Origin of the sequence: Paenibacillus sp. 1781tsa1 (assembly GCF_024159265.1) — a bacterium.
GTDB lineage: Bacteria > Bacillota > Bacilli > Paenibacillales > Paenibacillaceae > Paenibacillus.
In genome coordinates, this window is the sequence record NZ_JAMYWY010000001.1 from 3,344,535 (window position 1) to 3,366,394 (window position 21,860).

Sequence of the window (21,860 nt, forward strand, 5' to 3'; positions counted from 1 at the left end):
ATCCGTCTTTTTATTTTAAACTAAACGTTGATTTCACCGATCCATCTACCATGCCATCACTCGGATATTTCTTCATTACAAACAAATTGGAGTAGCATCTTCACAAATTGCTCCGTCATCCGCATATCCAGTGCATTATCATGAGCAGCACGAATCGTTACCATGCGCTGGAGCATGGCCATCATCGTTGTGAAGATAAACTGAGCAAGATCGAGCGGAGGGGACGGATTCTTGATACTGCCGTCAACAACGCCTTGGGATAAAGCGCCCATCAGGAAATGATTTTCTTTCCCATTCTGGTTGAATCGATCGTATGTTTCTCTTAATTCAGGGCTAAAATCATACATCTCATAGTTGATATCAAATAATTGAATAAACCGGATGTAGTCTGGATGATCCTGGGCATAAACAACCCATGCATTCAACATCACCGTGAGTTGTTCTCGTCCGTTCATGTCCTTCACTGATGCACGGCTAACCTCATCCGTTAAATGTTCAATCAGTTGCATCTGAATAGCTAAAAGAAGCTCATCCATAGACTGAAAATGTTTATAAAATGTCACTCTACTAAGTTTAGCTTTGGTGCATACATCCTTAATCTTTACTTGGAGCAATCCATATTTCAAAAAAAGCTCCTTACCTGCTGCAATCAAATCATCACGATGTTTATTTCCCAATTGTTGATGCCAGTTTTCATTCACTTATATACCGTTGTCCTTTCTTCGAACGAAATGCGTTCAAGGTAAGTCCGAGAGAAGCGAGAAGCATAATTGCACCAAAAATATACGGGAAGTTTATGTTTTTGTCAAACAATAGTCCTGCAATCAGCGGGCCAATCACCGTTCCGAGACTGGAAAATGTCGTATTCAGACCCGATGCATAGCCTTGCCGATCTCCAGCATGGTTGGATATTAACGTGCTGAGCGAAGGCCGCAAAAACGAGTTGAAGGCAAAGAATAACGCAGAAGCGAATAACAGAAAGACAAGGTTTACTTTAATTAACATTAATAATAAAGCGATGGGCGTAATGATTAAGGAAAGACGGATTAGCTTAACTTCACCGATTCTCTGTACAAACCAATCCAAAAGCCAGATCTGCACAACGATACCGATTATCGCACCCAGAGTAATAATAATGGAGATCGTTGCAGCGTTGAATCCATATTTTTGTTCTGCAAAAAGAGCGAATACGGTCTCATAACTCATGAGGCCAAAGGTCATAACAAGCAGCACAATCAAGTATTTAAAATACGGTACTTTAAATGAACTCCAGATTTTCTTACCCAAGTGATCTCCCTTTTGAAGTCGGATGGAGCCAGTTCTTTTTTCCGGGGGAAGTGTCTCAGGCAATAGTAGCGTCATCAATGCCGCAATCAGTCCCAGACCAGCCGCGAAGAAATAGGGCATGCGAATACCCATCTCGGCGATGAGACCACCCAGACCAGGTCCGAGAACCATTCCCAAATTCATTGCTGCGCCGAAATAGCCCATGCCTTTCGCACGAGTCTCCGGTGTTGTAATATCAGCGACATAAGCAAGGTTCGCAGGAACCATCAAACCGAGACTGATTCCACCGATAAATCGTGCGACATAGAGGAACGGCAATGCTGTCGACAACGCAAATATGATATCTGAAACAACGGACAGAAACATACCCGCCATGATCAACTTTTTGCGTCCAAATCGATCGGACAATTGTCCTCCCAGAGGTGAAAAGAAGAATTGAGCGGCACCAAATGCCGCTACGAGAAATCCTGCGACAGTGCCTCCCGCATGAAAAAGCTTCAAATACTCCGGCAATATGGGGATGAGCATCCCTTGCCCCAATAAAGCGATAAATAGATTTAACATCAGAATGAACAGTGGAAAGCGAATTGCTTTTGGTAATGTACTCATGCTTGTCATAAGCTCCTTCATTAACATGGTGTTAACCTTTACAGTATGTAAACCATTTTAAATGATTCGAAGGAGATATGTAAATGTAAATCTTTTTTAGGTGAGTAGAGCTATAATTGAATTCATATGGAGGTGGGAACGCGTGAAATTAGAGGAATTATTTACGGTACATGTGAACATTGAGAGATCATTTGATTTACAGAATAGTGAAGGTAATTCAGTTGTCATGATTACTTTTACAGGCAGTGTAACCGGAAAGTACTTTGAGGGAATGGTGCTGTATGGAGGAGTGGATACTCAGATTATCGGGAAGAATGGTGACCCGCATACGCTTTCGGCAAGATACATGCTTCAAGGGACAGATTACAAAGGGGATAGCTGCAAAATTTATATCGAAAACAACGGAAATATTGATAAAACGCTTAAAACTGCTTTATTCCGCACTACCCCCAAAATGATTACGGATAGCAAAGCTTTATCTTTTTTGAACAGTGAAACGTTGGTTGGAGAAGGTTATCCGACGGAGTCAGGAGTAGATATAAAAATATATAGGACACATTGATAACTAACACGGAACAGAGGGAAACTGTTTTATTCGTGTGCCGCGGAAAAAATCACATTGTTATGAAGAGATAGAGTCGCGAAATGAGCGGCTCTTTTTTGTTATGCACGTTTACGTCCAAATTTACATGTATTCTTTTACAATCAATTAACAAAGGATGGATACGGCGCAGACACTTCTCACCTATAGTATGATGAGCGAAAATAAACCAATATCAGGCGGATTAAGGAGAAGACTAATCAATATGATGATCAAAAAAATCGGGATTTCAGTCGTATCACTCACCATGCTAACGTCTGTGAGTATGTTTGACGTATATGGTGCAGGATCCAAACGCATGATCGAAGTTGCTGAACAATCGGCTAATGTGGTCGTGAACGGACAAAAGGTGGAAGGTGAATCATTTCTCTACAATGGGGTCACTTATGTACCGACAAGAGCGATTGGGGAAGCTCTGGGACAAGAGGTAGACTGGGATAACAATACCCAATCGGTATTTGTTGGAGCAAAAAGTAACGATCAACTTGGATACCGCGGTACCAAAACGCCATACCCTTTTAAGGAAACAAGTTATACAAAAGCTCCTAATGGATATGAACCCGTATTTATTAACTACATAGGTAGACACGGTTCCAGACATCTATCCGGTGCCAAGTACGACAAGACGCTCTTTGAACTACTCGACATCGCTGAGAAGGATGGGCAGGCTACCAATCTGGGCAAAGAGCTGAAGAAGGAAATTGGCAAACTGATGAAGGTTGAAAAAGACCATTATGGCTTGTTATCCACTACGGGTGGAGAAGAACTGAAAGGAATAGGAACCAGAGTTGGACAGAACTTCAAAGAACTATTTACATCGGATAAAAAAGTGATTGCTCAGGCGACCTTCAAAGATCGAACGCCCCAGAGCAGAGATCAGTTTATTGATGGATTAAAGGAAAGCTTGGGAGATAACAAGATAGACATTCTGGCTTCAGCCTTTGAAGAAGGGAAAGACCCCTATCTGCGGCCCTACGACTTGGCTACGAAGTATAACGAGTACGTAGAAGATGGAGACTGGGTTAAGTTATACGAAGATTATGTCACACAGAGTATTGGAACGCGTTATGCAAAAGAGGTTCTTTTGCAATTTTTCTCTGAAGACTTTTATCAGAGATTGAATTCTGGAGAGTTCGAGCTGAAGGATGAGAAAGGAAAAGTGAAGCTCAGCAACCCAACCGAAGCAGCTTCTAATTTGTACGAACTGTACATTATATCTTCGAATATTAAAGGAGAAGGTGACTTCGAATTCGGGCGGTATTTTACGACCAATCAGTTAAAGTGGTACGAGAGCGTTGACAATATTAATGACTTTTATGAAAAAGGTCCATCTTTAACGTCAACGGATCTGCCGCAGAATATCATTGCACCTCTGGTCAAAGAATTGATCGTGTCTACCGAACAATCCATTCAACAGAAAGACACGGCTGGTATATTTCGTTTTGCTCACGCAGAAACCATCATTCCACTATCTTCATTCCTGGATATCGCCGGAGCTAATGTGAGTATCGACAAACCACAAGATGTGACCCAAAACTGGAATGGCTCGGTTATCTCACCGATGGGAGCAAATATCCAATGGATCTTGTATTCCAATGGTAAGGATGTTCTCGTGAAAATGCTTAGAAATGAGGAAGAAATCGCGTTCCCGATCGAAACAAAGACTTATCCGTACTATAAGTGGGAAGATGTGAAGACATATTACCAAAACAAACTGCAGAATGTAGGCGTAGAGCTGGATAGCAGCTTGGAAGATAATATCGAACTTTTACAGAAAAAATTCTAGTTGGTAAATATACAATTGTTGATGAACATGAAGAAAGCAACTCCTAAACGGGGCTGCTTTCTTTTTTTAATTGGAACGAAAGGCATAACGAAAAAAAATCCAAAACAAAATGTGACCAAATGCCGTCCGTAAGAGTGTTAGAGGTATAAAGGAGGGCATAACAACCATGCAGCGATCAGTGCCCCAGCTGGGCGATCATGTGATGAAAGTCTACGAGACATATGCAGATACGCTGTTCCGAATTGCCATGGTGCACCTTGGCAGACGGGAAGATGCGGAGGAAGCCACTCAGGATACCTTCATCAAACTAATAGAAAAAGCCCCTACATTCAACGATGCAGAGCATCAGAAAGCATGGTTGATTCGGGTCATCACCAATCATTGCAAATCCTTATTAGGCAGAGGCTGGCGCAAACGGGAGGTCAAGCTGGAGGGTGTCGATGCTCTTACGACGGACAACCCGGAAGATCACGCGCTGATCGAACTCGTGCTGTCACTGCCCCTCAAGTATAGATCGGTGGTTCATCTGTATTATTACGAAGATTATGCAATTCGGGAAATCAGCGAAATCCTGGAGATTAGCGAGTCAGCGGTGAAGATGAGATTAAAGCGAGGAAGAGAGCTGTTAAAACTGGAGCTGGAAGGAGAGGAACTGTAATGAACGAAGAACAATTTAAACAAAACTATAAGAAAGCGGTGAGTCATATGAAAACAAACGAACAAATGAAAAAGCGGGTAGAGCAAGCTTTGAACACGCAACATCAGGGGCCAAAACGTCAACGCAAACCCTTATACATTGCAGCAAGTGTTGTTATCGCTGCCAGCATTGGATTGGCTGCGCCGAGTGTGTGGCAGCAATTCAATGGACCAGCCACACCAACTCCTCAGGTGGCAGAGGTGACTCCGGGCGCGTCGTTTGATCCGATTGTGATTCCGAAGATGGAGCTGCCGGATTCACAGGGGAAAGGCGCGATGGCAGATATGATGCAACTGGTTGTATATGGAGGGAACATCTATACACAGTCTCCAACATTGCTTGAAGGTGCAAATGCACTCGACCTGCGTGGCGAGAAGCTTGGCACAACAACTGGCGGCATCGATGAGCTGAGTGGTCAGGATAAATACACAGAGCTTGCTTCCAACATTGGCGAAGCAGACATCTATGCGGTGAATGGCTACGATAAGGACTTCCGCATCATGTCTTACACCGAGATCGATGGTCAAGTGTATGCACAACTATTCGACAAGAACAACGGGATCACCATTGGTACGGGTGCCGACCTGATCGGTAAGCTGCATCTCGAAGGCAACGTTGCCTCGGCGCAATGGGAGACGTTTGATAGCTGGAACAACGGAAAGCAGCAGTTTCAGCCGTTAGCAGCGGATGAATCACTGGAAAGCTTCATCTCTGCGTTATCTGCTGCCAAACCAATTGCAACGAGTCCGGAATTGGAAGAGAACCTCTACGGCAAAGAAGATCGCAAGATGATCTATCTCACCTTGGAAGATAAAACACAGGTTCCACTGGTTCTGTTTGGTGAAGGTCTGGTGCGTTACGGTAATGTTCCTGCATTTCTCGAAGTTGAGAAAGGCGCGTTTCAATCCTTCTGGAACAGCTTAGGCGAGTGAGGCGAAGGAATCGATGCATGAAGAAGAGCGAACAGGGCACGAAAGTGCTTTGTTCGCTCTTTGGATTATCGGTGGAGTCGTTTAATTAAAATTTTTGTAATAAACCAAATGATCGGTCCACTCATCATTTTCGTGTATGAAACCTTTACGTACACATTCAAACTCCATACCAACGCTTTCAGCTAACTTCACAGAAGGGGTATTATCCAAATTGATATGGGCTTCTATACGGTGGAATTTCAAATGTTCGAATGCAATATGAAGAGCCTCATTCACAGCTTCTTTGCCATAACCTTTTCGCCAATACTGATTATGGATCGTATATCCGAAGCTTCCCCATTGAAAATCATCTCTCGCCAAGGTTGCAATATCAACCATACCCAGATGTGTGCCATCTTCCTTTCTAAAGACACCAAATACATAAACCGCATCTGTACGCGCTAACTCCTGGTGTCGATCCACCAGATCATGAAACCAATCCAGTGTACATTCACTCATATCCATTTTCCCTTTATCATGGCGGTGCTGGGAGGGCAAGCGGTTTTCAAATTCATTCAACCAATTCTCGTAGTCGTTTTTCTGTAATGGTCTGATTACTAATCGTTCTGTCTCTGAAATATGATCAAATTTTTCTGCTTTTAATTTCAAAATGACATCTCCTTTGGATTGAATTTTTATTCATGGCATAGCACTGAAATACTCCATAACCACGCTGCGAAACTCTAAAGCGGCTTTTGAAATATACCTGTTTTTGTGCGAAAGTAGAGCGATTTCCCGAACGAGTCTATGATCCTCTACCTGAAGATATCTAATGCGCTCATGCGGGTTTCTGGCTGTGCTAGGTATAAAAGCAAGACCGATCTCCGCTTCAACAAGGGCTGTTAATCTTGCAGGTTCGTCACCTTCATATACATATTTCGGTAGGAAACCAACGGATTGACATATGGAATCCACCATATCACGAACACCATAGCCTTGTTTTACCCCAACAAACGATTCGTCCTTAAGCTCGGCTAGTTGAATGCTGCTTCGTTCTGCATATCGATGATCCATAGGAACAGCAACTACGATCGGGTCGTCATATAGTATCTGACATTCAATATCTTCACCTTCAATCGGAGGGGAGGAGAGACAAAAGTCCACCTCGCCTCGATGTAGAAGTCTGGACATGTTCTCTAACGAAACCATTTGCACATGGAACTGAATGTCCGGTTGATTTTTGCGAAATTCTCGTAGTATACCTGGCAAAGTACTGGCCGTAGTCACCGCCAATTGCAGTGTACCCTGATCTTTGTTGGAGAGGTCGCCTATTTCCCGTTGTCCCTGTTCCAATTCAAATAAGGCTTTTTCAGTTCGGCGAAGAAATGTTCTTCCAAAATCGTTTAGTCGCAGCTTTCTCCCGATTCGATCAAATAAGGGGACTCCCAGGTCATCCTCTAATCGTTGTATCGTTTTGCTCAGAGAGGATTGCGTAACATGCAGCTTTCCCGCAGCCTCCGTAACATGTTCGCATCGGGCCACCGTCAGGAAATATTTTAGTTGAAGAAGCTCCATATGCAACATCCCTTCATTCCTTCAAGTTCATCAAATCATAACATACAATGCGTTGGAATAAATGAATACTTTCTAGTAAGATGACAGCAGAAGAAGGAGTGATGCACCGATGAACGTTCGAAATAAAGGATTGATGTTAGCTGTTGGACTCGGAATTATGTTGAATCCGTTGAATTCCTCCATGATTTCGGTGGCAATCTCCAGGCTACAACAAGTGTACCAACTTGGTTTTACAGCCGTTTCGTGGATCATTTTATCATTTTACATTGCCAGTGCTGTTGCTCAACCCGTCATGGGTAAGTGTAGTGATTTGTTTGGCCGCAGGAAGATCTTCCTCATGGGTCTTGTTATTGTTTTTGTATCGTCCATGCTAGCTCCGTGGTCTCCCAGTTTTTCGTGGCTCATCGTATTCCGGATCGTTCAATCGATTGGCACAAGCATGATGGTAGCCGTCGGAATGGCGATTGTCAGAATTAACGTGACTGAAAAACAAGCCTCCGCCTTGTCCACCTTGGCGATATTCCTTTCTGGAGCGGCTGCAATTGGACCTTTTATTGGTGGAGTTTTGATTCATTGGTGGGACTGGCACAGCATATTCTTCGTTAATATTCCGTTTGTCTTGGCAAGCTTTTGGTTCGCCTGGAAAACAATCCCGAAGGACGAGCAATCTCCGTCTATCTCTGGTCACATGTCCATTCGGCGATGGCTTGCGTTAGTTGACGCACCAGGTATTCTGATGTTTACGGTAGCCTTGGTAGCTCTGCTCATCGGTTTACTTTCAGTAAATTCCACAGGAGATATTTCAACATGGCATCTGCTGACAGGAGGGATCGGGTTAATCACACTCGTCATGTTCATCCGACATGAATTAAAAGCAGCCACGCCTTTCATCCCACTGCGAACGTTTGCCACATATCCCGAGATGACTTGGGTGAATGTGCAATACATGCTGGTAAACATCCTGTTTTACGCACTTTTTTTTGGAGTTCCTACGTATTTGAAACAGGTACGTCATCTCAACGAAGTTCATACAGGAATGAGCATGCTAGCTTTGGGGTTATGTTCAGTCATTATTGCTCCGATCGCAGGGCGCTGGATTGACAGATCGGGATCACGGCCAGCTTTAATCGTATCAGCTTGGTTAATGACCATTGGCTCTGTATTCATCGTTTTCATGAATGAAACTTCTCCAATCTTTGTTGTCATTGTTGCCTTGGCTTTATTTGGCATAAGTAACGGTCTAAACGCGGTTGGCATGCAAGCAGCTCTGTTCAAAAGCACACCCAAAGAAATGATAGGTGTTTCATCGGGGATTTTTAATACATCCCGCTACCTTGGGACCATCATATCATCGTTATTGATTGGTATTGTTATGGGAGATACATTCAATGTGACAGGATTTCAGATGCTTGGAATCATCCTTACGGTATTAGCTGCATCACTGATCATCATGAGCGTACGTCGCGAGGCAGATGCGGTGATTCCAGAGCAAGTAAGCAAGTAAATAAAATAGTGAATCCACCTTGCAATACCACGTTTACACCCAATGAATCAATAGCTCCATTGGGTGTATTTTTTGTTTTTCACCAAGTTGTCAGAAAGAGTTGATCCTTTCTTGAACGTTTAGGGTAGAAGACGTGACTTTGATTGAATTAGGTAAAAATGAAGATATAATAATTTTGATTAATAGGTCTCGCATAGCATTTTCTATGCATTTAATATCAGGAATCAACAGGAGTAATCGCAAAGTACATGTGGCAAGATATCGTTGTATCGTACTTTGTGAAATTTTTCTCTTATCCTAAACACACGAACTACAGGAACGTCCTAAACTGATATTAAATGCAACCAGTGAGTAGCAGACCTGATCATAAGCAAGAGTTTATCACTAAAAATCAACAGAATTTGAAAGGAGGCAACATAAAGAATGGCTATTGATACGGTGTTATGGAGCAGACTGGTGACTGGTTTGACACTCGGGTTCCACGTTATTTTTGCAACGCTTGGTGTCGGTGTACCTTTGATGATTGCTATTGCAGAGTTCATCGGCATTCGGAAGAAAGATCACCATTACATACTTATGGCAAAGAGGTGGTCCAGAGGATTTGTCATATCTGTGGCAGTTGGTGTGGTGACAGGTACAGCGATATCGCTGCAATTGGCACTGGTGTGGCCGAATTTTATGAAATTGGCCGGTAATGTTATTGCACTGCCACTATTTATGGAAGTATTCGCATTCTTTTTTGAAGCGATATTCCTGGGCATTTATCTGTACACGTGGGATCGGTTCAAAAATCCGTATATCCACTGGTTGCTGACCATTCCGATTGTCGCCGGGGCAGGCATGTCTGCTGTTTTTATCACGACAGTAAATGGATTCATGAACCAGCCTGAAGGTTTTGTCATGGAAGCAGGTCAGTTCTTGGCAGTGAATCCTGTACAAGCGATGCTGAATACGGCGACATTCTCCAAAGTATTTCATGTATTAAGCTCGGCTTATCTGACAGGAGCTGCTTTGTTAGCAGGAATAGCAGCCTTTGCGATGCTGAGAAAAGGGGTGTCGGCCTATCACAAAAAAGGCTTGAACCTCATGATGGCGGTTGTGCTGGTCTTCAGTTTATTAAATTCCTTAGCTGGAGATGTATCTGCCAAGTTTTTGGCTGAGCATCAGCCGGAGAAGCTCGCAGCTGCCGAGTGGCATTTCGAGACAGAAAGCGGAGCGGATTTGATTTTATTAGGATGGCTGAATGCTGAACATGAAATTATAGGCGCACTTCATTTGCCCAAAGTGCTCAGCTTCCTTGCTTTTGGAGACTTTAACGCCGAGGTAACCGGGCTGAACGAATTTCCACCAGATGAACATCCACCATTACTTGTGCATTATTTGTTTGATCTAATGGCTGGAATAGGTTTTGCTCTACTCGCTATATCAAGTTTGTACTTCGTGTTTGTGTTTTGGAAGAAACGTAATCAGTTTAACAAGTGGATGCTTCGTATGGTTGCACTCAGTGCACCGCTCGCTTTTCTGGCTGTTGAGATGGGCTGGTTCTATGCAGAGATCGGGCGGCAGCCATGGATCATCCGAGGTTATATGCGAGTGGAAGAGGCCGCTACTTCTTCACCAAGTGTAAGAATTTTATTTTTCGTGTTCTTGCTTCTATACATCGTGCTCGGCGTCATCTGTGTTCTCGTATTGAGACGTCTGTTCAATAATAATCCTGCTGAGCTTGAGATGGAGAAATGGTTGAAAGACAAGCATGATCAATCAGCCACGAAAGGGGGGCAGGCCTGATGAGTTATGAATTAATTGGTATATCCGTACTCTGGCTCTTCTTGTACGGCTATCTTATTGTATCTTCCATTGATTTTGGAGCAGGTTTCTTCGCCTTTTATGCACGCCTGACGAAGCAGGATCACCTGATTAATCGTCTGATCTCCCGTTATCTATCACCGGTCTGGGAGATCACCAATGTATTTTTTGTCTTTTTCTATATTGGCATCGTTGGATTTTTTCCGGATACTGCTTACTATTATGGCTCCGCGCTGCTTGTTCCGGGAAGTATTGCCGTCATTTTGCTTGCCATTCGTGGTTCATTCTACGCCTTTGAGAATTATGGTTCCAAAAATAACATCGTATATCTGTTTTTATACGGAGCTACAGGTTTGCTTATTCCAGCATCGTTGTCTGTGGCACTGACATTGTCTGAAGGTGGCTTTATTTTGAAGCAGGGGGATACCGTTTCTCTGGATTACTGGGCGCTGTTTACGAATCCATTATCGTGGAGCATCGTTGGTCTAGCCATCGTGTCGGTATTGTTCATTAGCGGGTCATTTCTCACATTTTACGCTTCTCGGGCAGAGGATCATTCGGCATTGAAGCTGATGCGGAACTATGCTTTGTTCTGGAGCACACCGACCATTATTCTCGCGCTGACTGCATTTATCTATTTGGGTCAACACAATGAGCGTCATTTTCAAAACATGATGGATTTATGGTGGCTGCTGGCGCTATCCGTTGCATTTTTCATGATTGCCATGTGGCTGTTATATAACGGACGCCGTTACGGATTAGCTTTTATTTTCATCATGCTGCAATTTTTCACAGCCTTTTTCGCTTATGGCATTGGGCAGTATCCTTATATTCTTGATCCATACATCACGATTCAGAGCAGTGCAACACCGCCAGCTATGGGCTTTGCGCTAGTGGTTGTGTTTATCGGTGGGCTATGCCTGTTAATTCCTTCTCTTATTCTGGTCTTCAAACTGTTCCTGTTTGATGCGGATTATGTGAAAGGGAAAAAATAAAGGAGGAGCTTTCCGTGAAGAGAAAAGCCAAATCCAATCTGATCTCGCAGCAAATGTCGTTACAACGAACAAACAGGCTGCTCCTTGCGATCATTTCGCTGGCGCTTGGTGTGGCTATTATAAGCCAGGCCACCTTGGTGGCTGAAGCAGTTCAACGGATTTTTGTAGAGAAAGCTTCCTTCTCATCGGTGATGCTGCTGCTTGGGCTATTGCTGGCTGTAATGGCTGTGCGCACACTGTTGACGTATGGCAACGGGAAAGTGGGCTTGCATATGGCTGCACGTGCCAAGACAAGTATGCGAGCTTCTGTGTTGCAGAACCTTACCCGCGCTTCCATTCCTTCAACCCTTCGTGGACAGACGGGAGGAAAGGTCAGCGTTGCTCTGGATGCAGTGGATGAAGCTGACAGCTATTTCAGTCAGTACATGCCGCGTATGATGGAAGCTGCGATGATTCCGATACTGATTCTGATCGTTACGTTTACCCAGCACGCCAACACAGGCTACATTATGCTGTTTACAGCACCGTTTATCCCGCTGTTCATGATTTTGGTGGGACTACAGACAAAGAACAAATCTGAAGAGAAATACGCACAACTGGCCGAGTTTTCGGGTACGTTTCTGGATTCGCTTCAGGGACTGGTTACGTTAAAAATATTCGGACGGGCTAACCGTCAGCAGCAGGAAATTGAACGCAGCAGTCTGGGGTATCGTGATGCTACCATGGGCATTTTGAAAATTGCATTTACAAATACGTTTATGCTGGAATCAATCGTGATGTTAAGCATTGGTATTGTCGCGCTCGAACTGGCTATTCAGTTACTCGTTTTCAAATCGATGTCCTTCCACACGGCCTTTCTTGTGTTGCTGCTCGTCCCTGAGTTTTACAGTCTATTGAAGAATACAGGAACGGCTTTTCACAGTGGGCGAACCAGTATGGGGGCGATTCGCAAAGTGGAAGAGATGCTTGCGGAGACAAGTGTCAAGAGCACACAAACGAAGCCTGAAGAAGGACCGGATCAAAGCGAATTAACCGATGTCGATGCAATTGCAAAGACGGAAGAGCTTCGTACAACTCGCGCCGAGTTGATTCCAATGCCACCAACCATTGAACTGAACAATGTCCGATTCCAGTACACACCTGATTCCTTTGGACTTGAGACAGGACCAATCTCGATTGGACCTGGAGAACAGATTGCTATTGTAGGCAAAAGTGGATCAGGTAAAACCACGCTGCTTCATCTCATTGCTGGTTTGCTGAAACCAGATTCGGGAGCGGTTCTGGTTAACGGAAGCCAGCTTTTGCAACATGATGAGGCTGCATGGTTCGAGCGTGTTAGCTACATTACACAGCATCCGTATATTTTTGCAGGTACATTTGCCGAAAATATCGCGATTGGCGCGGGTCGGAACGTATCCAGGGCTGAGATTGAGCAGGCGGCAGAGGAAGCAGGGCTTGCTGGTGTTGTTGCACAATTGGAGCAGGGACTGGATACATTTGTTGGTGAAGGTGGTCGGGGGCTATCTGGTGGGGAAAAGCAGCGACTTGCCTTGGCACGAGCTTTTCTGAAGCGACCAGCCGTTATTTTGTTCGACGAACCCACAGTTGGACTGGATCTTCACACCGAGCGGGTACTGCAACAATCTATTGTGTTATTAGCCAAAACGGCAACGATGATTACGGTGGCACACCGTTTATATACGATTCAACATGCAGACAACATTTTGTTTATGGACAATGGGGTGTTGGTGGATTCAGGACATCATGAAGCGCTTCTGGCGCGCCTGCCTCAATATGCGGAGATGGTAGATGTACAACGGAAAGGAGGGTTAGCATGAGCGAGCTGACGATTTTGTCAAAAGCGATGATTCAGGAGCGCAAAGATATCTTACTTTCGATATTGGGCGGATTTATCGCCGGCATAGCAGGTGTAGCTCTCTTTTCCGCGAGTGGGTATATGATATCGCAAACGGTATTTGCGCCACCTCTGTACACCTTAATTGTACTCACTTCCATGGTGAAACTGCTTGGTTTCCTTCGAGCGGCAAGCCGCTACGGAGAACGCTTGTATTCGCACAGGGCAACATTCTCCATGCTGAGCCGTTTGCGGACGGCCTTCTTTGCCAAACTGGTCCCGGTAACGCCCGGTATACTGAACAAAAACCGAAGCGGGGATCTGCTTGCGCGGATCGTGGGCGATGTGGAAAGCTTGCAAAATTACTTTTTGCGGGTCGCATATCCACCCATCATTGTTGTTATGGTGTTCTTGGCAACCATGCTGTTCACTTCGGCCTTTTCAATCTGGATTGCGTGTTTGTTAGTACTTGGCATGCTGATTACGGCATTTGTTGTACCAGGCCTTGTCTTGTTGGGACAGCGAAAAATACACGGACGTGTCCGCCAGCAACGAGCTTTGCTGTCCACGGAAGTAACCGAAGTATTGTATGGTTTCAGGGATCTGAAAGTCTACGGCCAATTGGAACAGCGTGAGCAACAGCTTCAGCAAGCTTCCGCTGCATTGGCAACGGAACAGAAACAAGCCGCTTCGCACCTGCTGCGCGGGCAATCTATGCACGTTTTTGTGACGTATCTTGTTACATGGGGTGTGCTAGCACTCAGCGCCTTCTTAATTGTGAATGGAGTGTTTGCAGGTGTATTCCTCGCCATGCTGATCCTCGCCACGCAGACCGTGTTCGAAGAAGCTGCCGCAATGGCTATATTACCTCTATATAAGCAGGACAGTGAACACGCCGCTCAGCGACTGGCGGTAACGGTGCCGACCTCCGATGTAGATCCTTCGCAGCCAAGCGGTGAGTTGTCAGCCGATCAGGCGGTTTCGATTGAACTATCCGGTGTTAACTTCCAATATGAAGGGGAATGGAGACCGGCGCTGAGGGAGCTATCCCTGCAACTTGCAGCAGGCTCCAAAACAGCAATTGTCGGGCCAAGCGGGTCAGGCAAGTCAACGATTATCGATTTGTTACTCAAGCTGCGTATACCAACGTCTGGTGATATACGGTTAAACGATGTTCCGGTGCAGGAACTGAATGAGGAGAGTATTTGGCAAAGGGCAAATGTTGTGTTGCAGCAAAGCCATTTCTTCCGGGGAACCATCCGGGATAACCTGCTGTTGAACGGAGAAGAACATTCGGATGAACAATTGTCGGATGTGCTGGATAAAGTACAATTGCCGAATAAATCATTGACCGACATGGTATATGAAAAAGGAGAGAACCTGTCGGATGGCGAGAAACAGCGGCTGGCTCTTGCACGAGCCATGCTGCGCAAAGGACGGTTATGGCTGCTGGACGAACCAACTTCTTCGCTGGATTACGTCACAGAGAAACATGTGCTCCAGCATCTTCTTGCACAAGCTGCCGAAGATACACTTCTCCTGATCTGCCATCGGCTGATGGGACTGGAAGAGATGGATCGGATTGTGGTCATGGACCAAGGTAAGATTGTGGAATCGGGCTCTTTCTCCGAGCTGATGGAGCAAAAAGGATACTTTTATGAGATGAAACAAATTGAACGACAAATGATTGGAGACGCTGGGGCGTGAGAATCTAGTCTATTGAGTAGACAATGCTGTCGGTTGTCGTTAATGAAGAAAATTTCAAAGAATCAATTTTTATAAATTTAACTAAACCCCAAAGGATGCATTGCATATACTCTTTGGGGTTTGTTTTGATATAATAGTTTTTTTATGTCTATAAAGGAGATGGATGATGGGAAAATATAAGTGGGATATTGTTTTTTATTTGTCCGTATTTTTATTTGTTGTGTACATGAAGATGAATGACCAATCTCTGTTTTGGATACTTGGGGTCGTTCTCACCGCTACTCTGATCATGTTTACCATTCGTGTTTTTTATCCTCTGGGTTGGGAAACACGCATGGACCGCGTTGAGGCCTTTCTACGCAGACAGGAAAATAATCCAAGGCTTTATATTTATTACGTTCTCGCAAACAGACTTGATGATGAATTGGAACGCACAATAGAGCGCATTAGAAATGAAGACACAAATAAAAGGACACAAGCAGTCTATAATGCAGCTTACGGCATCTATCGCAATGACTTGGTAGCTGTTCGTACTGCGGTGCAGAATATGCGAAGATCGGATTATCGTACATATTATGAAACGTATTTGCTTATGGAAGAAGGAAGAAGTGAGCAGGCGAGGGAACACTTAAAATCCATTAGTAAGCTCTGGATGAGATCTTCGCTTCTTGCAGCGATCGAACTAAAAGCGGGACAACGCGAAAATGCGATTCAGCATTTACAGGAAGCAATGCAAGCTGTCAGAGGTGTCCATCGTTATATGATATTTAAGGAATCAGAGAGCTACTAAACGGTGAACATAAATCTTTCTTGGCATATAGTACAACTGACACGGATAAAAGCTTGTTCCACATAGGAGCAGGCTTTTATCTTTAGTATTGAAGGACAAGAGTTTACAGAATTAAAATGTACCCTAACCAGTTAGCCTATATGAGGAAAATCTTAAACTTGTACACTCCAGAAGGAACCTCATGGAACATCCCATTAATCATAATGTTATAGCGTAGAAACTCAAATGATGTATAATGACGCAGGAACTCCATAATCAAAATGAAATAAAAGCAAATTCAAAATAGCATGAGCAGAGGTGTACGATGAATCGTTTATTACTCGTCGAAGATGATGAAAATCTGGTGTTTGGTATGCAGTATACACTGTCCAATGAAGGATATGAGGTCGTGGTGGCGGGTAGCTTGGAAGAAGCCAGACAGGCACTGCAGGCAAAGTCGATCGATCTGATTTTGTTGGATGTCACTTTGCCTGATGGATCGGGATATCAACTATGCCGTGAGATTCGGGTAACGTCGCAAGTGCCCATTATCTTTTTGACGGCTTTGGATGAGGAAGCAAACGTGGTCGCAGGGCTTGATCTTGGAGCAGACGACTATGTAACCAAGCCTGTTCGAACCAAAGAACTTATTTCACGAATTAAAGCCGTATTACGACGTAACAACAAGGGAAAACAAGAAGTAAGCTTATGGATATCCGATAACATTCAGGTGCGTATTTTAGAAGGAACTGTACTCAAAAACAATAGTGAAATTACACTGACGGCACTGGAATATCGACTACTATTGATGTTGATCTCTCATCCGAAGCAGATATGCAGCAGGAGTTCAATTCTGAATCATCTCTGGGATCTCTCGGGCGACTTCATTGATGATAATACGCTCTCTGTCCATATCCGCAGATTAAGAGAGAAAGTCGAAGATATTCCTGCAGCACCGCAGTATATCGTAACCGTTCGGGGAATCGGATATAAATGGAACATGGAAGTTATAGGGAAATGAACATGATCGAAGTCCTGCGAAATCCAGAGTGGAAATCCATCGCCATTAAAGTACTTGCTCTGCAAGTTCTTTTGTCGTTTATGATGTTTTTATACATGCAGTATCAAGTTGATAGCATCAATACAACCATCGTGAATCAAAATAGCGCCCTGATCGGACATCTGTTGATGAAAGATCCCCAGTTGGAGAATGAGGTGATTCACTTTGTTACCCAAGGAGCCCAGACCGATGAAATCGCTGAGGGGCAACGTATCCTTGCACAATACGGTTATCAGGAGGGCATGCCTTTAGAAGAGCAGCCGGCTCTTTCAGGACGAGCATTACCCTTGAAAACAGCGGTTCAAGTATTGTTGTTCCTGATCCCACTCATGGTATTGCTTTTGTGGGAGTATCGTAAATTTTTTGTGAAAATCAGAACCATTTCTTATGCGGCGGAGCAGGTTGTGGAACAGCAATTCGATAAAAAACTGCCTGAGACAGAGGATGGAGACTTCGGCTCGCTTGGCCGGAGCTTCAATGCAATGGCTGGGAGATTAACCAACAGCCTGGAGTTACTCCGGCAGGAAAAAACCTTCCTGCGCAATCTGTTATCCGACATTTCCCACCAGCTCAAAACACCCCTGGCTTCTCTGATTGTGTTCAATGAAAATCTGCTGAATGATCCCGGGATGAAAGAAGAAATGAGAATGACGTTTCTGGAACGAAGTCGCCAGCAGCTTGATCGAATGGAATGGCTCATCATCAGCCTGCTCAAGCTGGCACGAGTCGAAGCGGGAGCAATTGGATTTCGAAAAGAAAGGATCGAGCTTAGACAGATGGTAGAGAGCGTTGTCTATTCACTCCGGACGGTAGCAGACCAGAAGCGGCAAAACATAACCATTCTCGGAAGTGAGAATGCGTTTGTGCAAGCAGATGAAGAATGGCTTAAGGAAGCTGTCATGAATTTGATAAAAAATGCACTGGAACACACCCCAGCAGAGGGGGAGGTTCAAATCCATTTGGAGGAAAACGCACTGTTTGATACAATCATTATTCAGGACAACGGCGAAGGTATTCATCCCGATGATATACCTCACATTTTCAAGCGATTTTATAAAGGCAAGAATCATAACAAGCCCAACAGTATAGGGATAGGTCTGGCTTTGACCAAATCAATCATTGAGGAACAAAACGGCATCATTACGGTGGAGAGTGTGCCTCAAGAAGGAACGACATTCAGAATTTCGTTTTTCAAAAAAGAGTAGACTGAAGAAGAAGCTTACGAAAATGTAAGCTTCTTCTTCACTTCAACGTAAGCTTCCACACCTATAATAACAATCAAGCAATGTTAATCATACAACTGGAGGTACAACAGGGTGGAAATTTTGAAGACCGAACATTTATGTAAAATATACGGAAGTGCTGAGTCTAGGGTGGAAGCATTGAGAGATGTTAATCTGTCCGTCAATCAAGGAGAATTCGTTGCGATCGTGGGCGCCAGCGGATCTGGCAAAAGCTCATTGCTGCATCTGCTCGGGGGAGTGGATCAACCGTCAAGTGGCCAAGTCATTATTGACGGTATAGACCTGTATTCTCAAAGTGAAAATGAATTGGCTGTGTTCAGAAGACGCAAAATCGGTTTTATTTTTCAATCGTACAATCTGATCCCGGTGTTAACTGCTGAAGAAAATATTAAATTGCCTATGCTGCTTGAGAATAAACATGTGGACGAGGGTTATCTTGAGGAATTATTGAGCGTGCTGGGACTCAGCGATCGAAGGCAGCACCTTCCGTCCCAATTATCAGGCGGGCAACAGCAGCGAACTGCAATTGGACGCGCATTGATCAATAAACCATCGATTATTCTGGCAGATGAACCAACCGGCAATCTGGATAGCAAGAACAGTAAAGAGATTGTGGATCTGCTTACCTTCTCCGTCAGAAAATACAATCAAACCTTGATTATGATCACACATGATTTAAATGTGGCCCAGAGAGCGGACCGTGTTGTAAATATAAAAGATGGTACACTCTTGCAGCAAATAGGGGTGAAAGATCGTGAATAGGTATACCAGTCTTACCCAAAAATATTTGCTAGGGCAGAAAAAAAGATCAATACTAACGATCGTTGGCATTATTTTGTCTGTGACTCTACTTACAGCCATAGGAACCATAGGCCTTAGCTTCAGAGACAAGGTGGTTCGGCAAACCGTTCAAGAGTACGGGGATTACCATGTTTCTTTTAACGGATTACCTGGAGAAGCAGTCTCAAAAGTCGTCAATAATGCATCCGTAGAGAGTGCTGGGATCATTAGCAGAGAAGGTTATTCGGTCATCAGCAAAACGAGTGAGAAAGAAAAACAAGAAAATCCGTTTGCAGCACCTTATCGTTATTTGAATCTCAAAGGTTATGATGCCGATGCGATGAACATGCTTCAGGTTCAGCTGGATTCGGGCAGGCTGCCCCAAAATTCGCATGAAATTATTCTTTCGACCTGGAGCCTGGATCGTTTTGCGACCAAACCAAAGCTTGGAGATTCAATTACTCTGAGTCTGGGAGAACGAACGGTCGCATCAACGGGGGAGATCAAATCTGTCCATGGTCTGGGTGATTTTGGCTGGGATCTGGATGAAGGCTTTCGTCCGCAAAAAGAGAGAGAATTCACCGTTGTGGGATTTATGAAGACAGGTAGTAACGCTTCGTGGTCTTCCAGCTTCATCGTACCAGCCATCACGTATGAAGATAATGTAAACATCGATGCGGGTAAAAATTATTTTATTTATGTCAAAATGAAATCGATGAATCAGATTCAGGCGAAGGCGGAAGCGATAATATCTTCATTGAAGCTAGACCAAGTGGATCAAGGCTCTGCCGTAGCATTGGATAAGGATATTCAATATAAAAATATTCGTATTGAGTATAATAATGAACTGCTTAAGTTGTATGGCAAAAGCACCTATGAAGGTGTAAACCATAGTTTGTTATATGCATTCGCAGCAATCATCATTATTATTATGGGTTGTACGAGTGCAGTGATCTATAATACGTTTCATATTTCTGTTCTGGAGCGGACCTCACAATTTGGAATGCTGCGGTGCATTGGTGCTACCCCATCACAAATACGTAAATTAGTTCTCAAAGAGGCTACAATACTTAGTCTAATTGCCATTCCTATTGGATTATTAATGGGAACTGTTTTTATGAAACTTCTGTTTTACAACATCAGCTTTTTGGCGTTGGGATTTCTGAATGATATGCAAATGGTCATTTCCCTTCCAATCCTGATCATAGCGGGGGTACTGGGATTATTGACTGTTTATCTGTCGGCTATCGGACCTGCGAGACTGGCAGCGAAGGTATCTCCACTTGAGGCGGTTCATAGCTCGGGTAGCCTGAATGTCGAGAACGTAACATCTGTCCGGAAATCAAAGCTGCTGGGAAAACTGTTAGGTATCGAAGGGCAGTTTGCTAGTCGAAACATCAGGAGGAACAAAAAGCGCTTCCGCATCACCGCTTTTTCTATAGTGGTCAGCATGATTTTATATATCGTCTTTAGTGGACTAGCTGGTTTGCTTGGGCAGACATCGCAATCAGGTATCGATTACTCCTACTCGGTAATCTATGAAGGACCTTCCAAACGGATCGATGATTCCGTATATTCTGACATTGATAAGCTTGAGGCAGTAGAACATGCTTATCCGTATTACAATCATCAAGTGATGGCTATGTTTCCGAAAGAAAAAGTGAATCCCAAGTATAATGAACTCCGTCCGGGAATGTACTCTGTTGAAGAGGGAGAGGGGTACCGGACAGACAATAATTACCTCGAATCCTACGGAGATAACGGACTCGATGCTTTGAAATCCAAACTAACGGCTGGTAAGATCGACAAAGAGAAGATGAACCGGGAAAATGGCGTGATCGTCAATCAGAAATTAAGAATGACAACTGAGGATGGCAGACAGATCGTTATGGATCAAACCCAATTCAAGGTTGGGGATCACATCCAAGTACGCAGCTTGGACTTTGACGAGAAGGGACGTGGATACACAACACTGACGGTAACTGGAATTGTTGATCAAGGCTTGTTGTCGAGCAACTATAATGAGAGTGCAGTGCTTGAATTCATCACTACGCCCGAAGTCGTAGAGAAGGTTACAGGTAACGATACGTACTCCAGAATCTTTATTCTTGCCAAGACCGATATTTCCAACAAACCGATCACGGACTATCTCAAATCCCTGCCCCAAAAAGATGCAGGTTACAGCTACACAGATAAGGTGCAGCAACTCGCCCAAGCTAAAAACGACGCGACAACCGCCAAGATCTTTTTATATGGATTCATTGGTGTCATTGTCCTGATTGCGTTCCTGAATATACTGAACACCGTCAGCACCAATCTCATTCTACGAACCAAAGAATTTGCGGTGCTCAAAGCGATCGGCATGACACAGCGTAATGTTGGGAAAATGATCTTATTAGAAGGTGTTTTATACGGCGTGTACGCTGCAGTATACGGTAGTATACTCGGAACAGTACTGAGCTATGGGATACATTATCTCTTCAAAGGTTCTGTCGACGTAGGTTGGGCCATTCCATGGTCCAGTATTGTTCTTGCTTGTGCAGGTGCCATAGCAACAACACTCGTTGCTACAGCTTGGCCGATGTATCGATTAAACCAAACGAGTATTGTAGAGGCACTGAGAAAGGAAACCTAGAGAAACTGGAGAACTATAAAATAGTATATCCCTTAAAAA

General features: G+C 44.1%; 18 protein-coding genes. 14 read left to right on the plus strand and 4 right to left on the minus strand.

Annotation, left to right across the window (positions count from 1 at the left end):
* Positions 1-56 precede the first annotated feature (56 nt).
* Positions 57-701, minus strand: coding sequence for a TetR/AcrR family transcriptional regulator (locus tag NKT06_RS14880; protein WP_253435710.1), 645 nt, complete (start codon positions 699-701; stop codon positions 57-59).
* Positions 694-1,896, minus strand: coding sequence for an MFS transporter (locus tag NKT06_RS14885; protein ID WP_253435712.1), 1,203 nt, complete (start codon positions 1,894-1,896; stop codon positions 694-696). Before NKT06_RS14885 ends, NKT06_RS14880 begins: the two co-directional genes overlap by 8 nt.
* Before the next feature lie 142 nt (positions 1,897-2,038).
* Between NKT06_RS14885 and NKT06_RS14890 the strand changes: the two genes are divergently transcribed.
* The 4 genes from NKT06_RS14890 to NKT06_RS14905 all read left to right on the plus strand — a co-directional run bounded on the left by NKT06_RS14890 (position 2,039) and on the right by NKT06_RS14905 (position 5,912).
* Positions 2,039-2,458 carry a DUF3237 family protein gene (locus NKT06_RS14890; protein ID WP_253435714.1) on the plus strand — a complete coding sequence of 140 codons (420 nt, stop codon included), beginning with the start codon at positions 2,039-2,041 and terminating at the stop codon, positions 2,456-2,458.
* Between the two features lie 244 nt (positions 2,459-2,702).
* Complete coding sequence (locus NKT06_RS14895; RefSeq protein ID WP_253435716.1) at positions 2,703-4,283, plus strand: histidine-type phosphatase; 1,581 nt, start codon at positions 2,703-2,705, stop codon at positions 4,281-4,283.
* Positions 4,284-4,449: 166 nt separating this feature from the next.
* Positions 4,450-4,941, plus strand: a complete 492-nt coding sequence (locus NKT06_RS14900; RefSeq protein WP_253435717.1) for an RNA polymerase sigma factor — start codon at positions 4,450-4,452, stop codon at positions 4,939-4,941.
* Entirely contained in the window at positions 4,941-5,912 is a 972-nt protein-coding gene (locus NKT06_RS14905; protein WP_253435721.1) for a hypothetical protein, read from the plus strand. The genes NKT06_RS14900 and NKT06_RS14905 overlap by 1 nt, the downstream gene beginning before the upstream one ends.
* 81 nt (positions 5,913-5,993) lie before the next feature.
* Here NKT06_RS14905 and NKT06_RS14910 read toward each other — a convergent pair whose 3' ends face one another.
* Both NKT06_RS14910 and NKT06_RS14915 read right to left on the minus strand, forming a co-directional pair.
* Positions 5,994-6,560, minus strand: a complete 567-nt coding sequence (locus NKT06_RS14910) for a GNAT family N-acetyltransferase (RefSeq protein ID WP_253435724.1) — start codon at positions 6,558-6,560, stop codon at positions 5,994-5,996.
* Between the two features lie 30 nt (positions 6,561-6,590).
* Complete coding sequence (locus tag NKT06_RS14915) at positions 6,591-7,466, minus strand: LysR family transcriptional regulator (protein ID WP_253435727.1); 876 nt, start codon at positions 7,464-7,466, stop codon at positions 6,591-6,593.
* A 109-nt stretch (positions 7,467-7,575) separates the two neighbouring features.
* Between NKT06_RS14915 and NKT06_RS14920 the strand changes: the two genes are divergently transcribed.
* From NKT06_RS14920 to NKT06_RS14965, 10 genes are all read left to right on the plus strand, one after another.
* On the plus strand, positions 7,576-8,970 hold the full coding sequence (locus NKT06_RS14920) for an MFS transporter (RefSeq protein WP_253435730.1): 1,395 nt from the start codon (positions 7,576-7,578) through the stop codon (positions 8,968-8,970).
* Positions 8,971-9,393: 423 nt separating this feature from the next.
* Positions 9,394-10,758, plus strand: a complete 1,365-nt coding sequence (locus NKT06_RS14925) for a cytochrome ubiquinol oxidase subunit I (protein ID WP_253435733.1) — start codon at positions 9,394-9,396, stop codon at positions 10,756-10,758.
* A complete protein-coding gene (locus tag NKT06_RS14930) occupies positions 10,758-11,771 on the plus strand; it encodes a cytochrome d ubiquinol oxidase subunit II (RefSeq protein ID WP_253435736.1) in 1,014 nt (337 codons plus the stop codon). Before NKT06_RS14925 ends, NKT06_RS14930 begins: the two co-directional genes overlap by 1 nt.
* A 53-nt stretch (positions 11,772-11,824) precedes the next feature.
* Entirely contained in the window at positions 11,825-13,609 is a 1,785-nt protein-coding gene (cydD, locus tag NKT06_RS14935; RefSeq protein WP_253442579.1) for a thiol reductant ABC exporter subunit CydD, read from the plus strand.
* Positions 13,606-15,333, plus strand: coding sequence for a thiol reductant ABC exporter subunit CydC (cydC, locus tag NKT06_RS14940; protein ID WP_253435739.1), 1,728 nt, complete (start codon positions 13,606-13,608; stop codon positions 15,331-15,333). The genes cydD and cydC overlap by 4 nt, the downstream gene beginning before the upstream one ends.
* Positions 15,334-15,496: 163 nt before the next feature.
* The gene (locus tag NKT06_RS14945; protein ID WP_253435742.1) at positions 15,497-16,123 is read left to right on the plus strand and encodes a hypothetical protein; all 627 of its coding nucleotides are present in this window, start codon (positions 15,497-15,499) and stop codon (positions 16,121-16,123) included.
* A gap of 304 nt (positions 16,124-16,427) precedes the next feature.
* Positions 16,428-17,123 (plus strand): response regulator transcription factor, encoded by a 696-nt coding sequence (locus NKT06_RS14950; RefSeq protein WP_253435745.1) that lies wholly within the window; start codon positions 16,428-16,430, stop codon positions 17,121-17,123.
* Entirely contained in the window at positions 17,120-18,367 is a 1,248-nt protein-coding gene (locus NKT06_RS14955) for a HAMP domain-containing sensor histidine kinase (RefSeq protein WP_253435748.1), read from the plus strand. The genes NKT06_RS14950 and NKT06_RS14955 overlap by 4 nt, the downstream gene beginning before the upstream one ends.
* A 111-nt stretch (positions 18,368-18,478) precedes the next feature.
* The gene (locus tag NKT06_RS14960) at positions 18,479-19,168 is read left to right on the plus strand and encodes an ABC transporter ATP-binding protein (protein ID WP_253435751.1); all 690 of its coding nucleotides are present in this window, start codon (positions 18,479-18,481) and stop codon (positions 19,166-19,168) included.
* On the plus strand, positions 19,161-21,821 hold the full coding sequence (locus NKT06_RS14965) for an FtsX-like permease family protein (protein WP_253435755.1): 2,661 nt from the start codon (positions 19,161-19,163) through the stop codon (positions 21,819-21,821). The genes NKT06_RS14960 and NKT06_RS14965 overlap by 8 nt, the downstream gene beginning before the upstream one ends.
* Positions 21,822-21,860 lie beyond the last annotated feature (39 nt).

Excerpts from the sequence above, each read along its gene's own strand:
- NKT06_RS14885 (WP_253435712.1), bottom strand. The coding sequence starts at position 1,896 with ATGAGTACATTACCAAAAGCAATTCGCTTTCCACTGTTCATTCTGATG.
- NKT06_RS14895 (WP_253435716.1), top strand. The coding sequence starts at position 2,703 with ATGATGATCAAAAAAATCGGGATTTCAGTCGTATCACTCACCATGCTA.
- NKT06_RS14900 (WP_253435717.1), top strand. The coding sequence starts at position 4,450 with ATGCAGCGATCAGTGCCCCAGCTGGGCGATCATGTGATGAAAGTCTAC.
- NKT06_RS14905 (WP_253435721.1), top strand. The coding sequence starts at position 4,941 with ATGAACGAAGAACAATTTAAACAAAACTATAAGAAAGCGGTGAGTCAT.
- NKT06_RS14915 (WP_253435727.1), bottom strand. The coding sequence starts at position 7,466 with ATGGAGCTTCTTCAACTAAAATATTTCCTGACGGTGGCCCGATGCGAA.
- NKT06_RS14920 (WP_253435730.1), top strand. The coding sequence starts at position 7,576 with ATGAACGTTCGAAATAAAGGATTGATGTTAGCTGTTGGACTCGGAATT.
- NKT06_RS14925 (WP_253435733.1), top strand. The coding sequence starts at position 9,394 with ATGGCTATTGATACGGTGTTATGGAGCAGACTGGTGACTGGTTTGACA.
- NKT06_RS14930 (WP_253435736.1), top strand. The coding sequence starts at position 10,758 with ATGAGTTATGAATTAATTGGTATATCCGTACTCTGGCTCTTCTTGTAC.
- cydD (WP_253442579.1), top strand. The coding sequence starts at position 11,825 with ATGTCGTTACAACGAACAAACAGGCTGCTCCTTGCGATCATTTCGCTG.
- cydC (WP_253435739.1), top strand. The coding sequence starts at position 13,606 with ATGAGCGAGCTGACGATTTTGTCAAAAGCGATGATTCAGGAGCGCAAA.
- NKT06_RS14945 (WP_253435742.1), top strand. The coding sequence starts at position 15,497 with ATGATGGGAAAATATAAGTGGGATATTGTTTTTTATTTGTCCGTATTT.
- NKT06_RS14950 (WP_253435745.1), top strand. The coding sequence starts at position 16,428 with ATGAATCGTTTATTACTCGTCGAAGATGATGAAAATCTGGTGTTTGGT.
- NKT06_RS14955 (WP_253435748.1), top strand. The coding sequence starts at position 17,120 with ATGAACATGATCGAAGTCCTGCGAAATCCAGAGTGGAAATCCATCGCC.